Here is a 15040-nt window from a genome sequence, read left to right as displayed (position 1 = left end):
CCTGCTTTCTTTTTTAATTAATATCTTCTGCAATCGATGTTTCCATTATCTTTTTAACTTGGTGAGGATCTTTGGTTTGTCCGAGCACCCACATTAATTTAGGAACAATGGCTTCTGTGTTCATGTTTTTTGAGCGAACGACGCTGTCATGATTAATCATTCGGCCTACTTCATAAATGCCCATGTCTTCTCCTTCTTCAAGACACTGAGTCGTAATGACAACGGATACACCGTGGTTTGTTAACTCAACAAGCTTGGCTAAAATGTTACGAACTTGAAATGGAATGCCTCCACTTCCATAGCTTTCAACAACAACGCCTTGATATACATCCTTTAATCCATCGAAAAATTCGGGTTTAATGCCGGGAAACAGTTTAACAACCGCTACATCCGTACAAAGAGATGTATTAACCACCAACTCTTCTTTACTAGAGCGAACGGATTTTGTATATTCCACCGTATTATCATGGATAGACGCCACGTATGGATAATTAATGCTTTCAAATGCATCATAGCTTTTTGTACGAAGCTTAATTGCTCTTGTACCTTGAATCACACGACCGTCAAAGACTACATAAACTCCGCCTGTTTCTTCACATGCAAAGCGAATCGCATCTGCAATGTTGCGCTTCGCGTCCGTTTTACTAAATGAAATAGGAATTTGAGATCCGGTAATCGCAATTGGTTTTTTAGAATGCTGAAGCATGTAAGAAAGAGCTGCCGATGTGTAGGCCATTGTATCAGTTCCATGGGTAATAACAAAACCATCGTATTCATTATAATGCTCTTCAATCGCTTTTGCCATCTCTATCCAACATTCTGGCTGCATATTTGTACTGTCAAGATTCATAAGAGATTTGCTGTCAATTTGACAGTGTTCATTTAAATCAGGTATGTAGCTTAGTAATTGATCTGGCTCCATTCCAGGAACAAGTCCATTTTCACCTTCAAGTGAAGCGACCGTTCCACCAGTTGATAACAATAATAGTTTTTTCAAAACCGACATCCCCTTTGCTTAATTTTTGTAAAAAAACCTGACAATCTATCAAATAAATTATATTCATTTCGCGTACTTCACCTGTAATTATAGTAACCAAAAATCAATAAATCAAGAGAAAAATTATTCGTTTCGCGTACACTTTTCTCTGCAGCAATGATATAATGAATAAAAATGTAAATTAGCTCACGGTTTGATTACAAAGATCTGCGCGCGAGCTGAATGCCTCGGTTTTTTACATACTACACCTACAAAGGAGCGTCATGAATGTTAAGCAGATTAGCTCAACTCAGGAAAGAAAAAAAATGGTCTCTTCAATATACAGCTGACCAGCTTGAAATTGCTAAAAGCACCTACGCAGGATACGAATCTGGCTATCGTCGTCCTTCTCTTGAAGCACTCGTTACAATCGCAGAACTATTTGATACATCAACAGACTACTTGCTAGGTAAGGAAAAAGAACCTCACTCTCTTTCAGATGCACCCATCGAATTAACATCGCCTCAAACTCATACGATTACGGTCGACGGTGCAGAACTATCTCAAGAAGAAATTCAGCAGCTGACGGCTTTTATTCGTGCTAAAAGACAAATTGAAAAAGAAACTGCACCTTCTTCAATTTAAAGAAGATTAGAAGCAGGGTGCTTCTAATCTTCTAGCTGCATTTCTAAATACCCTACTACTTCTTTTGTTATTTCCTCTTCTGTTTCTTCCAGCAGCTCGCCGGTTATCTTGCTGCCTGGGAGCTTCCTCGAAGAACGGATGCCCCAAAACGTGCGTACACAGTGCCAGATAGGAATAAAAAGACTGTCTAAAAACTCATCTTTTTCCAAAATACCCACTTGAATAGTGGTGTGGTAACCGGGCTGAAAAGCATTTTCCCCTTCACGGATCACACCTACAGAAATCTCTATCCCTTTTTTTTCAAAAGCTTCTTTATATTGTGCATATATTGATTTGAGAAGTTCTTGCATAGATCTTTCAACTGTATGTATATGTTGCTCTAACTGCGGCGTAAATTGTTTTGCGGTGTATTCCATCTATCTCCCTCTTCTTTCGGTTCCCTATCCCTTATTTTAGCGACTTTCATTTTATTGTATCATAAGAAAAGCTTTTATCTGTCTAGCAGAAAACCCCGCTTTTTTATAGAAAAGCGGGGTTCATACGTACCTTTACGAGCAATAGCTTACATTGCTTTGTCTTGTTTAGAAGATGATTTTAATTTTTTATTTTTAGTTGGATCTGGCTCATTAGAAGACATGATGATGTTTCCTTCGCCGTTGCACACTTTGCACTTTATAAATCCAAATTTCTTACCGGCTCCTTGGCATTGTGGACAAACATATCGAATTGGCATAAACTGTACCTTCCTTCTTTCTAATTTATACCTGCGCCTTGAAAGCGCCTGTGGCTAGTTTATAATTTTATTATAAGTTGTACAATCCACCCTATCAAGACGTGCCAAATTGCACATCTTTAATGGCAAGAAATCCTCCCTTTCTAAAATTCACCTGAAAAATGAGTCGATAGACAGGAAAATTTCTTTTCTTGTCAAAAGGCAATACGTCAGAGGAAGTTTCTTATTGGATATAATTAGCGATTGTTTGCGCTGAAAATTTTGCGTTTTTTCGCGAAGTTATAGGTTAAACAACCGTTTTATCTCGGATTTCTTTTGAAATGGTTACGTCTTTCCAAAGCTGTTCGTATTTATAACCCGTTAAACTTTCACAAACCGCTTTCGCTTCAGGAGTAACGTCTTTCGCTCGGCCTCCCTTTTTTCTTCTTTGAATTTCAGTTAATAAGATTTTGTGATTTTCCGGACTTATTTTAAACCATATAGTTGCGATAATTCCAGCGAGAATCAAAATAGCAGGTACAATCATGAACAGCTTTTGCAAGCCGGCTAGCGTAGACGCTGACTGCTCGGCGTTTGGTACATAGCCAATATTCTTTAAGGCAACACCAACCAGAAAAATCGCAAGCGCCTGAGAAGATTTTCGAATAAACGACATCAGCCCTGCATACACGCCTTCTCTTCTTTTTGTCGTAATCATTTCATCTACATCTGATACGAACGGCAGTACATTCCATGGAATCATAATCGCTCCAGAATGACCGCTTCCTAAGAAAAATGCTGCTAAGTAAATAAGAACTAAAGAGCTGTCTGTTGTTAGGAAACTGAATAAAACAATGCCCGTTCCCCAGATGATCATGCTGAAGTTATAGGTTAATTTATTTCCTAACTTAATGGCTATGTATGTAACAAGAGGAATAAATAGCACCTGTGTAATTTGCACAAAGCTTAGGGTGTCTGCATAAATAGCTTCGCGCAGCATGTAATAGGCAATAAAATAAAAGAAAAGAGCATTAAATACATCCATTGCAATGTAAGATGCTAAGTACATGGCAAGGTACACGTTAAACGACTTATTTTTAAATGCACTTCCAAAACTGATAAAAAGCTGCTTAAATTCTAACCAAAATCTGTTTTTCTTTTTTCGTTCCACTACTTCTCCGCTATCCCAAGTTCCTTTATAGACAAAAATCCATGGAAGAGCAAAAAGAAGACCAAAGATAATGCCCATGATTAAATATCCTTGTCCACCTGGAAACGCATCAATGATTCGTTTTGGAAAGAAAGCTCCTAAAAATGAAGCGCCTTGCGAAAAGACCATGCGTATTCCCGTCATTTTCGAACGAATGCTATAATCTGTCGTCATCTCTGCTGCTAGCGTATTGTAAGGAACCATGACCATACCAAACGCCGTGTTAAATAAAAGGTAGGCTAAGATAAAATAGGTGTATTTGAACATATGCGAGCCTTCAATAGGAATCCATAGCATAGTGAACGTGATGGCAACTGGAATGATTCCAAAAAGAAAAAAGACTCTTCTTCGTCCTTTTTTTGTCTGAAGATGATCAGATATGTACCCAATGGTTGGATCTAACAAAGCATCCCACACTTTTCCAAGAGCTACAATCGTTCCTGCTTCTACAGGAGAAAGCCCGACTACATCCGTTAAAAAAACCATAAATAATGTGCCGATAATAAAAAAGGATCCTCCGCCAAACAAATCCCCAAATCCATACGCTACCATATTACGAAAGCGCACTTGTTTTGTTTTCCCTTGCATATGCAGCCCTCCCCCTGAGTAAATAGACTAGCTTCCTTTGTTATTCACTTTTTTCTATTTTACTAAACTACCCCTTGAAAAATAAGGAATATGTCACCTTTTCTACTCAAAAGAATAAGATACTTCTTGGTCATATAAATAGAAAAAGGGCTGGGTAAACCGTTCTTTTTTATCCTCTATTATAAGTTGACTTTTTTTTCACAGCTGTTATAATTCAACCCATCGCTTGTTATTCAACTATAAAATGCAAACTTGAACATTTGACATCTGAGCTGTGACGAATAAAATAATAAGTATGAAACCTATTGATATCTTTAAAGCATTATCTAATGAAACTCGATTAAATATATTGGAGTGGTTAAAAGAACCTGAAAAGCATTTTAAAGACAAACAAGCACATTTGCCTAAGGAGGTCAGCAGCAGAGGCGGTGTTTGCGTGGGAGATATTCAGGAAAAAGCTCAGCTGTCTCAGTCCACAGTGTCCAGTTATCTTTCCATGATGCAAAAAGCAGGTTTGTTAGAGTCAATTCGGCACGGTCAATGGACATACTATCGCCGAAACGAAGAAACGCTTCAAGAGCTTTCTTCATTCTTACGAAAAAAACTTTAACGAGTTTTTTTCACTTATTATATCTATTTTTCTAGATATACAAATATAAAGAAATATTGGAGTGATAAACGTGAAGTTGTTGGTTTATTTGATTGCGGTTCTAGGCGGCGCTGCTTTAAGTATGGAAGGCGCTATTGCCGGAGAACTTGGAAAAACAGTGGGGAAACTTGAAAGCAGTTATTATATTTTTATCATGGGAACACTCATTTTAGGTCTGACCACTTTATTTGCTGGAAAAGGAGATTTACCTTACGTCTTAAAAGCACCTAAGTGGAATTTAACCGGCGGTTTATTAGGTACGGTGTATTTAACAATTCTAGTGATTAGTATCCCCTTTATCGGAATTGGCGTTTCAATGGTTGCTGTTATTGTGGGCCAAATGATTACAAGTATGATTATTGAGCATTTTGGTTGGCTTGGCAGCAGCAAAATTAAAATTAACAAAGAACGCGTAATGGCTATTGTATGTATGGGAATTGCGCTTGTACTTATTTTCTAGGAGGGTTTTACGATGAGTTTATTGATGGTGATACTTACCTTAATAGGAGGATTAACGCTAAGCGCTCAGTCTTCTATTAACGGCACACTAAGTAAAAAAACAGGTACGTTTGAAACAGCTTTTTTAACCTTTGCAACAGGCGCCATGATTTTAACAATTGTCGTCGTATTCTTTGGGCAAGGAAACATTCTCTCGGTTTTCGATGTCCCTAAATGGCAGCTTACCTGCGCTTTATTCGGAGCATCTTATTTATTTCTAACGGTTTTAGCTGTACCTAAAATTGGTGTAACAGCAGCTAATATCTCAACTGTTATCGGTCAGTTATTTGCAAGTATGATTATCGACCATTTTGGCTGGTTTGGAAGCAAGGAAGTACCCTTTGATCTATCTCGCTGGATTGGTGTAGCATTTATGTTATTAGCTCTTTATTTTATTTTTAAAGGCAATAAGAAAACAGCAGCATAAAATGTTCATGAAAATAGTCAAGTGCCCCTATGTAAAGGCGCACTTGGCTATTTTTTGTACGTAAACCGCATTTGAATTTTCAATCAATTATTTAGAACATATTTTATTTAAACTAAATTGATTTTAAATAAGGTAAATTCCACAAAAAAAATTGTGCATACCTTCCTGCCTTTGTTCAAAAGATAAAGAGGCAGATCTAGAAAATCAGCTACATAAACGAACAGGTAAGGTGGGTTTTTTCGTGGGAAAATTTTTATTTTTAGCAGCATTTGTCTTTTTTTGTTTTACGCTTTCCATTTCCGCAGAAGAAAATATACCAGAAGAAAATATAGAATCACACGTAAGTCAGCCTGTTGTAAAAGATTTTATTTATCAATCTCTTGAACCTTGGGTACATCAAGATATTACTTCTCATTATGAGAAGGTTTACGGTAAACAGCATAAAAAAGTAAAAGTTCGCCCTATTAAAAAAGATGATATCGGGATACAAATGGGTGAAATACAGCCCGGTAAAGGCGGTAAGTTCACTCATATTGTGCGGGTGAAAATCTTAAACTTAAAAGTAAAACCTGAAGGAGAAGATGAATTTTTTGCAACGGATACGCTTATTTATAAAGTGAATATCAACGAACTTTCTGCTGAAAATGATGTAGAAAACGTCGTAAAACTACTCGAGTATAAACATCAAGAAAGATAAAATTCCAACTCTCCCCCCTTTTGAAGGTATTTATTCCTCTATTCAAAAGGGGCTTTATTATGAAGTGTGTTTTCTCTTCACATATTTAGGGAATATAATTATCACTTATCCCCTAATTTTTTCATATTGCTAGTGCATAAGGTATGAACTTGATAACTTTTTGTCGGTTTTTATCTATTTCTGTAGGGTTTCCTGTAGGATGAAAAAGAAAGTAAAGCGCTTTAATTATCGTGACAGAAAGGTTGAGGATAGCTGTCCTGCGTAACTGGAAATCAATAGGTATTAAGAACTGCATGCAACGACAAAAGTTGACAACCAAAGATTTCAGAATAATAATAATAAAGCAACAATGTTTACAACAGTGTTTAAATGAAAGACTTATTTTACATGAAAGGTGTTAGTCAGATGAACAATTTACATCGAAGAATGGGAACATTCGCGTTAACCATGACGGGACTTGGATCAATTATTGGTTCCGGCTGGTTATTTGGAGCGTGGCGAGCAGCTCAAATTGCAGGGCCGGCTGCTATTTTATCATGGGTCATTGGAATGGTCGTTATTTTATTTATTGCACTTTCTTACAGTGAATTAGGATCCATGTTTCCCGAAGCCGGCGGGATGGTCAAGTATACGCAGTACTCACACGGTTCGTTTATTGGTTTTATCGCTGCTTGGGCAAACTGGATTGCGATTGTATCCGTTATTCCAGTCGAAGCAGTAGCTTCTGTACAGTATATGAGTTCGTGGCCTTGGAAGTGGGCACAGTGGACAAGCCACCTCGTAGAAAAAGGAACGTTAACTGGCGAAGGATTAGCTATCGCTACTGTGCTATTGATTATTTACTTTTTACTGAATTATTGGACAGTTGGACTATTTTCCAAGGCCAACTCGTTAATCACTATTTTTAAAATTGTTATACCGGGACTTACAATTGGAGCACTTTTATTTGTCGGCTTTCACGGCGAGAACTTCACTTCTGGAAGCAGCATCGCACCAAACGGCTGGGCTAGTGTGCTAACAGCTGTTGCTACGTCTGGAATTGTATTCGCTTTTAACGGCTTTCAAAGCCCCATTAATATGGCTGGAGAAGCAAAGAATCCTGGGAGATCTATTCCAATTGCGGTTGTAGGCTCAATTTTAGTGGCTACTGTCATTTATTTGCTTCTTCAAATTGCTTTTATCGGGGCGGTAAATCCTTCTGATATTGCGAAGGGATGGAGTCATTTAAATTTCAACTCTCCATTTGCAGATTTAGCCATTGCCCTTAACATTAACTGGCTTGTCATTGTCCTGTATGCAGATGCGTTTGTTTCACCATCTGGAACAGGTATTACGTATACAGCTACTACTGCTCGAATGATTTATGGTATGGAACAAAATAAATATTTGCCAAGTGTTCTAGGACGCCTTCATCCTATTTATGGTGTTCCGCGTCAAGCCATGTTTTTTAACTTAGCTGTTGCTCTTGTCTTTTTGTTTTTATTTCGAGGCTGGGGCGTGCTTGCTGAAATTATTTCAGTCGCTACGCTTATTTCTTACATTACAGGTCCTGTTACGGTTATGACGCTAAGACGAACTGGAAGCGATTTATATCGTCCCCTTCGTTTAAAAGGATTAAGCATTATTGCGCCGCTCGGCTTTATTTTTGCTTCATTAACGCTATATTGGGCGCGCTGGCCGCTAACTGGACAAGTTTTGTTTATTATTTTAATCGGTCTGCCTATTTATTTTTATTATCAAGCAAAGGCTAAATGGAAGGGATTCCGCCAGAACTTCAAAGGTGGCGTATGGATGGTTGTATACTTACTTTGTATGATGACTATTTCATGGCTTGGAAGCGAAAAGTTTGGGGGCCTTAACGTCATTAAATATGGATGGGATATGGGAATTATTGTTGTTGTTTCTCTTCTCTTCTACACATGGGCTTTAAAAAGCGGCTTTAAAACGGAGTATTTAGAGAATGGAAGAAAAGTAAATGACGACTTAAAAGCAGCAGCGGCTGAAACAGCCGCTTCCAAAGAGTCATAACAAAAGCACCTTGCTCATGCAAGGTGCTTTTTAGTGAGCAGTTCTAACTTTTTTCAGCACGTCTTCGATCGTAATTTGATCTAAATGCCTGATTACGCTTTGCTCACTCTCTGTAAAAATGTCGTCCATCACTGTTTGAATGTTTGATTTGACAATACAGTCAGCGTCAGGGTCGCCGCTGCACCAGTGAGGCTTCAGCGTTCCTGTCGATATAACCCGGTAAATCAATCCAAGACTTATTTCAGCAGGGCTGCAGCCTAAAGTATAACCGCCGCCTAGCCCTTCTTTTGTCCGAACCAAGTTGTTTTTTCTGAGTGTACTCATTATTTTCCGAACCCGTGCAGGATTGGTACAGATGTTATAAGCAATCGATTCACTGCTTGCTCGGTGATCTGGTAAATTTGCTAGGAACACTAAGCTGTGCACGGCAATGGTAAATTCACTGTTCATCTTCCATAAACCACCTTTTTTCTTTCTCTACTGTAACGTTAAGTGACACAGTTGGAAAAGTCAAGAGAGCAAGGAGGGAAAGAAGAACTGTAGCTTTATTTATTCACGGTCTTCTTTTTCTATACTTTCTACTTCATTAGCTGAGTTGATTTCAAGGTATACCGTCTTTTCTTTTAAACTGCCCTTTTCTTCTTTTTCAAAGTCTGTGCTTTTTTGATACGTTTTTTTGCCGTTTGGAACTTTTACCGTTATATGTTTGTTACTTTCTTCTATAAAAACACCTACAATTTTACGCTCGTCTCCATCTTGTTCATAAACGCCATTTTTATCTGCTTTTGCTTTTGGAGTTAATTCAATACTAGTTGCTTCTTGTTTAGCTGCGTCAATTTCAGCTTCTACTTCTTTATTAATCATATCTTTTAGCTGTGAGCCTTCCACTTCCATCCCAGAGCTTTTTGGTACTTTAACGAGTTGATCATCGATATTCAGCGTTATTTCTTTTTCAGCGTCTTTTTTTAACGTACCGATCAAGTCAAAATCTTCATCTTTCCCTTTTTTAATGTCCGGGTCACTCGAATACTGCTGTAGCTTTGTCAATTCTTGACGGTCTTCAATTGGTTTTTCCTCTGCTTTATGATTATCAGATTTTGTTTTATTAGCTGGTTCACCTGAACAAGCTGCCGCACTTCCAATCATACATATAGCGATTAAAGACAGGGTTCCTTTTGTTAGCTGTTTTTGCATATGTATTCTCCTTTTTCTTTTTTATTTCCACCTTTATACATATGTAAAACAAAAAAAGTGAGACATAACTACATACAGGAAACCTACGTTCATTCTACTCGTGAAAAAATCCGAACAGATTAAATTCTCTTTCAAGAATCAAACCCGTTCGGATTTTCTTTTAACTAAAACACTTTTGTCCTAGCCTCTTTTTTAAAGCTGCTGTTGCTTCAGTATATGATTTGCTTCTTCTAAGTAAGTCACATACGCCTGTACTTGTTTATCACCGTAATTATCTAATTCAAACAGCGCTTCTTGTATAAAATTAAAATTATCAATAATATGCTGTGTTTTCATGCCTCGGCTTGTGAGTAAATTGTTTAACCATAAGGCGTAGTCCGTAAAAATTTGCAGGTTGTCTAACTTATATGTTGTCTCAAGATACTTCATATGATAATGATTATCTTCATGGCATCTTTCTTTGCCGCGCTCTCCGAATTTTTCGAGCAAAGAAGGTTCTAACTCGTAGATTTTATCCGTTACTCTTTCGACGATCTTATTAACGGGAAGTGAACTCATCGTGCCACCACTTTGTACTGGGAAACTTTTGGGATGACGGCTGCCAGTTCTTGATCAGGGTATTTTTTCTCTAAATCATGAATACGCTTGAAATCTTCGCTTCGTACCCAGCTTAAATAATTCTCTTTCGTATCAAATGTAAGCTGAACGGTGAGCTCCCCTGCTCGCTTATCGTTTTGAAGAAGTAGAAAGTCTACAAATCCTGGAGCCTCGTCGACGGATTTTGAACGACTTTTATAAATTCCAATCACTTCTTCAGCTTTTTCATCCGGTACATTAAATGTTGAAAATACGGTGTACATCTTTGTTCCTCCCTTTATGATACAAAACCTGGGTTCTTTTCTCTTTATTGTACATCATATGGGAGATGAAATGGTGTTACGTTTAGATTTCACAGCGGTTACAGCAGATTTTTAAAACAAAAAGCCCTTTGAAACAGCGTTTCAAAGGGCTTTTTTACCGTTATTAGTTTTCGATTTTTGTTAATTGTTCTGTATGTGTTTTTACACGTGCTGGATCAATTGTAATACGGGCAACGCCTGAATCCATTGCCGCTTTTGCTACAGATTCTGCTACAGCTGGCGCTACGCGAGGATCAAATGGTCCAGGGATAACGTAATCTGCGTTTAGCTCTTCTTCTGTAATAAGGGCTGCAATTGCTTCAACAGCAGCTTTTTTCATTTCTTCATTGATATGAGTAGCGCGAACGTCTAACGCACCGCGGAAAATTCCAGGGAATGCAAGAACGTTATTTACTTGGTTAGGGAAGTCTGAACGACCTGTTCCAATAACAGCCGCTCCTGCTTCTTTTGCCGCGCCTGGCTTGATTTCTGGATTAGGATTTGCCATCGCAAAGATAATTGCATCTTCATTCATTGATTTAACCATCTCTTGAGATAATGCATCTGCTGCAGATACGCCGATAAATACATCTGCGCCTTTAATTACATCGCTTAGCGTACCGCTTTCTTTGTTTACATTTGTATAAGAAGCCACTTCCGCTTTTACTTTGTTCATACCTTGAGGGCGTCCTTCATAAATAGCACCTCTTGTATCACACATAATCATGTCACGTACGCCGTAAGAATAAAGAAGTTTTGTAATGGCAATGCCGGCAGCTCCTGCTCCGTTTAAGACGATTTTTAAGTCTTCCATTGATTTGTTTACAATTTTTAATGCATTTACAAGTCCTGCTACCGTTACGATTGCTGTACCATGCTGATCATCATGGAATACAGGAATATCTACTTCTTTTTTCAAGCGCTCTTCAATTTCAAAGCACTGTGGAGCTGCGATATCTTCTAAGTTAATGCCTCCGAATGTGTGAGCCATTAATTTTACAGTTTCAACAATTTTATCTGTATCTGTTGTATCAAGTGCAATTGGGAATGCGTCTACGCCTGCAAAGCTTTTAAATAAAATTGCCTTTCCTTCCATAACAGGAAGTGAAGCTGCAGGTCCGATGTTTCCAAGGCCAAGAACAGCCGTACCATTTGTCACAACGCCGACCATGTTTCCTTTCATTGTGTAATCATACACCGTTTCTGGATGTTCATGAATTTCTTTACAAGGTTCTGCTACTCCTGGAGAGTAAGCTAAGCTTAAATCTTGAGCGTTTTGAACTTCAACTTTTGATTTAACTTCTAACTTACCTTGTTTTTCTTGATGCATATGTAGTGCTTGATCACGTAGTGACATAATTGTATTCTCTCCTTTTTTTCTATACATTTAAATTTTTTGATGAATTTATTTAACACTTGCTTTTTATCTCCATAATTGTAAGACAACCTGACCGAATAAATTCACTGACAAGTGCCATTATGAAACAAGGAATATAAAAAGTAAACTATCTTGCTTAAACCACTTCTGCGCTTTGTTATTATAAAGTCTAGACGCAGCGGCAACTCATGTTTGTCTCACTTTAAGTTGTCTGATATACAGACAACTTAGAAAGCATACAACCGCTCACTATAGCGCTTTCAAATACGTTTCAGAAAAATCGACGGCTTTAGGCATTGAAAAGAAGTATGCACGTGCTGAACCGATTTTTTCAGCTTTTATTCCTTTTGCTTCAATAAACGCTTCACCTATCTTTTCAAACAGCTCTTCTCTAAACTCTAATTCTTTATACGTCTTCCATACTCGCTTTCCTCCATCCATAACTGGAGATCCTTTTTGAATCACGTTTCGATATGGAATACGATATTCTGCTAGATGAAAAGAAGTATTGTTCCCAAACCCGACACCTAATAATAAAACAAAGGCATGTTTTTTGTAAAGCCTTTCAAGAGGAGAATTTTCGCCTAAACTGAATTCAAGGGGATGATCTCTTAAGATGTCTTCGCTGCCCTTTCCCCAAGCGGCGAATGAATACATTGGATGGCTGCTTCTTCTTACGCCAGGGTATGTTCGAAAAGTTTCCACGATTTGTCCCATACCGCTTGTTGGTGTATGAGCTGGATCATATGCGGGCATCGTTTCCCGAATAGTTTCCCACCACTCTTTTGGCACAGCCGGATTGCCCCATTCTGATGGATCCGAAAGATCGACCGACTGTGACGGCATCACGATCGTTCCTTCCTCTGTCACTGTCTCCATTAAAGCTTGAACAACGGCTACTGAACCTCCGTTTACCCACCCTAATGAAGATAGCGAAGAATGAACCATGATAGTCATCCCTTTTGTTATGCCTAACCTGCGTAAATCTTCTTTTAATGTATCTTTCGTTCTAGGATGATCTGTTGCTTGGACAATGTGCTTCATCGTAAGCTCCTTACTTATGGTGCTGCTAGAATGTGTTGCCGGACTCTAGCAATATATGTAAAACTTATGTTTCCATAATAGTAAGAATAACACCAATTGTCAAATTATTTAAAGTAATAGAAAAACTTAGTTTTATTCATATCAGTTATCATACAACTGACTTGTTGGTAAGGTTTATTTCTTTCAATTATCTTACTATAATAACCGCTACTGAAGCTTTTCAATAAATTAAAAAGAAGAATATTCCTATAAATAAAAGAAATACTAATGAAGCTATACTATTTACCTATCACTATTTTCAGGAGGAATGTGTACAATGAGCACATCAAAACTTCCGCCGCTCACGTCCTCAGAGCTTGCTAACTTATGGATGACTTATCAGGAAAAAACGATGATTTTGAGGTTTTTAGAATATTGTCTTGAAGGTAAAGAAGATCATAAAGAGCTTTTTGAGCTGTATTATAGCTACTCATTAAATATTACCGAGCAAATCAAAGAAATTTTAGAGCACGAAGGTGCAGTTATTCCTTTAGGCTTTACTAAACATGATGTAAATCTAGGAGTGCCGAAACTGTTCGACCCTATGTTTGAAGTCATGTACGTACGCTTAATGGCTCAAATTGAGACTGGACTGTTCGCTTTGCATTCAACGATGTCCTACCGGGAAGATATCAGAAGTTTTTTCGTAAACGCAACAGCAGAAGCGCAGCAAATATACAATCAGTCTACTCAGATATTATTAGAAACCGGCGTCATTGCAAAGCCTCCTTACGTTTCAATGCCAAAAGAAGTTCGGTTTGTCCACGAACAAAATTATATCGGAGGGTTAAGCTGGCTTAGTGAAAAAAGATCACTTAATACAATTGAAGTGTCTCTTATCCAACATGCGGTTGATACAAATCTTGTAGGAATGCAGCTGATGATTGGCTTTGCTCAAGCAGCTAGCAACAAAGAGGCACAGCAGCATTTTGTCAACGGAATGAAGCTTTCAAAAAAAATTGAAACAGAACTAGGAGATATTTTACGTCATAGCTATATAGAGCCTCCTGCTACGCATGCAGGAAAAGCGACAAGCTCAACGATCTCCCCTTTTTCAGATAAATTAATGATGTACAACACGAGTCTTCTGAGCACCTTTGGTCTAGGAAGCAATGCTTTAGGAGGCGCTTTTAGTTTACGAAGTGATTTGCCACTGAAGATGCTGCAGCTGGCTAAAGATATTTATTTCTTTGCGAAAGAAGGCGGTAAAGTCATGATTCAAAACGGATGGCTTGAAGAGCCTCCTCAAATTGAAGATCGCAATCAGTTAACTAAAAAATAGGTTCTTTCCTATAGGAAAGCTAGCTGCTCTACGTGCAGCTAGCTCTATTTGTTTTTTTAGTATACTGTTTTTAGGGCTAGTACGTAACAACTGTTTGCGTTATTTAGAAGTTTTCCCGTCTTTTTCTCAGTCGTTTAGCTCGTACTTCCACTTAATTTATAACAAAAAAATAAAATAAAAGGTATTTTCTCTGAGCTGACGAAATCTTTCTATATAAAATAGAAAGGAGAAAAGTATGTTTCCTATTCTTCTTACACCTCGCACTACACTGCGTGAAATAACAGAAGTCGATGTAGATACTATCTTTGACTGCTTCTCTCAGAAAGAAGTTATTAGATATTACGGGCAAGAAAAATTCACAACAATTCAAGAGGCTCTGGTTCTGATTGATATTTTTGCTGAAAATTACAGAAAGCAAAAAGGCATGCGCTGGGGAATTGAACGGCTCGATACGGGGGAATTAATCGGGACAGTTGGATTTAATCAGTGGAACCAAAAGCATAAGCGCGCGGAAATTGGCTATGACCTACTCCCTCAGCACTGGGGGCACGGCTATGCTTCAGAAGCTGCTTCGGCTGTTATGGCTTATGGCTTTGATACCCTTCAGCTAGTGAGGATTGGAGCTGTTGTGTTTCTTGAAAACAAAGCATCACAGCATGTGCTTGAAAAGCTCGGGTTTCAAAAAGAAGGAGTGTTAAAAAACTATATGTATCAAAACGGAAAAGCTCATGATACGTTTGTTTATAGTTCCCTGCCTGCTACATAATAAAAAAG

18 protein-coding genes are annotated in these 15040 nt (G+C 38.1%); 8 read left to right on the top strand and 10 right to left on the bottom strand.

Features of this window, described 5'->3' with window-relative positions; genetic code table 11:
* Positions 1 to 13: 13 nt before the first annotated feature.
* Positions 14 to 997, bottom strand: coding sequence for an asparaginase (locus ACFX4R_RS04945; protein ID WP_043981468.1), 984 nt, complete (start codon positions 995 to 997; stop codon positions 14 to 16).
* Positions 998 to 1264: 267 nt separating this feature from the next.
* Between ACFX4R_RS04945 and ACFX4R_RS04940 the strand changes: the two genes are divergently transcribed.
* Positions 1265 to 1621, top strand: coding sequence for a helix-turn-helix domain-containing protein (locus ACFX4R_RS04940; protein WP_013057773.1), 357 nt, complete (start codon positions 1265 to 1267; stop codon positions 1619 to 1621).
* 23 nt (positions 1622 to 1644) lie between these two features.
* Here the strand turns inward: ACFX4R_RS04940 and ACFX4R_RS04935 are convergent, their stop codons facing one another.
* From ACFX4R_RS04935 to ACFX4R_RS04925, 3 genes are all read right to left on the bottom strand, one after another.
* Entirely contained in the window at positions 1645 to 2037 is a 393-nt protein-coding gene (locus tag ACFX4R_RS04935; RefSeq protein WP_162214540.1) for a hypothetical protein, read from the bottom strand.
* A 146-nt stretch (positions 2038 to 2183) separates the two neighbouring features.
* A complete protein-coding gene (locus tag ACFX4R_RS04930; protein ID WP_013057775.1) occupies positions 2184 to 2354 on the bottom strand; it encodes a hypothetical protein in 171 nt (56 codons plus the stop codon).
* Between the two features lie 286 nt (positions 2355 to 2640).
* Positions 2641 to 4131 carry an MFS transporter gene (locus ACFX4R_RS04925; protein WP_043981466.1) on the bottom strand — a complete coding sequence of 497 codons (1491 nt, stop codon included), beginning with the start codon at positions 4129 to 4131 and terminating at the stop codon, positions 2641 to 2643.
* 295 nt (positions 4132 to 4426) lie between these two features.
* Between ACFX4R_RS04925 and ACFX4R_RS04920 the strand changes: the two genes are divergently transcribed.
* The 5 genes from ACFX4R_RS04920 (at position 4427) to ACFX4R_RS04900 (ending at position 8430) form a co-directional block, all read left to right on the top strand.
* Positions 4427 to 4741, top strand: a complete 315-nt coding sequence (locus tag ACFX4R_RS04920) for an ArsR/SmtB family transcription factor (RefSeq protein ID WP_013083854.1) — start codon at positions 4427 to 4429, stop codon at positions 4739 to 4741.
* Between the two features lie 70 nt (positions 4742 to 4811).
* Complete coding sequence (locus ACFX4R_RS04915) at positions 4812 to 5240, top strand: DMT family transporter (protein WP_043981465.1); 429 nt, start codon at positions 4812 to 4814, stop codon at positions 5238 to 5240.
* A 12-nt stretch (positions 5241 to 5252) separates the two neighbouring features.
* Positions 5253 to 5705, top strand: coding sequence for a DMT family transporter (locus tag ACFX4R_RS04910; protein WP_013057779.1), 453 nt, complete (start codon positions 5253 to 5255; stop codon positions 5703 to 5705).
* A gap of 241 nt (positions 5706 to 5946) precedes the next feature.
* A complete protein-coding gene (locus ACFX4R_RS04905; protein WP_014459377.1) occupies positions 5947 to 6402 on the top strand; it encodes a hypothetical protein in 456 nt (151 codons plus the stop codon).
* 405 nt (positions 6403 to 6807) lie between these two features.
* The gene (locus ACFX4R_RS04900; protein ID WP_043981464.1) at positions 6808 to 8430 is read left to right on the top strand and encodes a glutamate/serine transporter AimA; all 1623 of its coding nucleotides are present in this window, start codon (positions 6808 to 6810) and stop codon (positions 8428 to 8430) included.
* Between the two features lie 30 nt (positions 8431 to 8460).
* Here the strand turns inward: ACFX4R_RS04900 and ACFX4R_RS04895 are convergent, their stop codons facing one another.
* The 6 genes from ACFX4R_RS04895 to ACFX4R_RS04870 form a co-directional block, all read right to left on the bottom strand.
* Positions 8461 to 8880: an Rrf2 family transcriptional regulator gene (locus tag ACFX4R_RS04895; RefSeq protein ID WP_013057782.1), complete on the bottom strand. Its 420-nt coding sequence runs from the start codon at positions 8878 to 8880 to the stop codon at positions 8461 to 8463.
* A gap of 99 nt (positions 8881 to 8979) precedes the next feature.
* Positions 8980 to 9624, bottom strand: a complete 645-nt coding sequence (locus ACFX4R_RS04890) for a hypothetical protein (RefSeq protein ID WP_043981463.1) — start codon at positions 9622 to 9624, stop codon at positions 8980 to 8982.
* 192 nt (positions 9625 to 9816) lie between these two features.
* Positions 9817 to 10182, bottom strand: a complete 366-nt coding sequence (locus tag ACFX4R_RS04885) for a hypothetical protein (RefSeq protein ID WP_043981462.1) — start codon at positions 10180 to 10182, stop codon at positions 9817 to 9819.
* Positions 10179 to 10484 (bottom strand): antibiotic biosynthesis monooxygenase family protein, encoded by a 306-nt coding sequence (locus ACFX4R_RS04880; RefSeq protein WP_043981461.1) that lies wholly within the window; start codon positions 10482 to 10484, stop codon positions 10179 to 10181. The genes ACFX4R_RS04885 and ACFX4R_RS04880 overlap by 4 nt, the downstream gene beginning before the upstream one ends.
* 163 nt (positions 10485 to 10647) lie before the next feature.
* Complete coding sequence (ystJ, locus tag ACFX4R_RS04875) at positions 10648 to 11880, bottom strand: NADP-dependent malic enzyme (protein ID WP_043981460.1); 1233 nt, start codon at positions 11878 to 11880, stop codon at positions 10648 to 10650.
* Between the two features lie 270 nt (positions 11881 to 12150).
* Positions 12151 to 12945 carry an AAC(3) family N-acetyltransferase gene (locus ACFX4R_RS04870; RefSeq protein ID WP_377569006.1) on the bottom strand — a complete coding sequence of 265 codons (795 nt, stop codon included), beginning with the start codon at positions 12943 to 12945 and terminating at the stop codon, positions 12151 to 12153.
* Between the two features lie 316 nt (positions 12946 to 13261).
* Here ACFX4R_RS04870 and ACFX4R_RS04865 point away from each other — a divergent pair, with 316 nt between their 5' ends.
* Both ACFX4R_RS04865 and ACFX4R_RS04860 read left to right on the top strand, forming a co-directional pair.
* On the top strand, positions 13262 to 14266 hold the full coding sequence (locus tag ACFX4R_RS04865) for a DUF3231 family protein (RefSeq protein ID WP_043981458.1): 1005 nt from the start codon (positions 13262 to 13264) through the stop codon (positions 14264 to 14266).
* A gap of 235 nt (positions 14267 to 14501) precedes the next feature.
* Positions 14502 to 15032, top strand: coding sequence for a GNAT family N-acetyltransferase (locus ACFX4R_RS04860; RefSeq protein ID WP_377569003.1), 531 nt, complete (start codon positions 14502 to 14504; stop codon positions 15030 to 15032).
* The last annotated feature ends 8 nt before the right edge of the window (positions 15033 to 15040 follow it).

The organism is Priestia sp. YIM B13490 (genome assembly GCF_042787735.1).
Taxonomy (GTDB): Bacteria; Bacillota; Bacilli; order Bacillales; family Bacillaceae_H; genus Priestia; species Priestia megaterium.
Note: the sequence above shows the minus strand (reverse complement) of the source record. Positions and strands in the feature narration are given on the sequence as shown.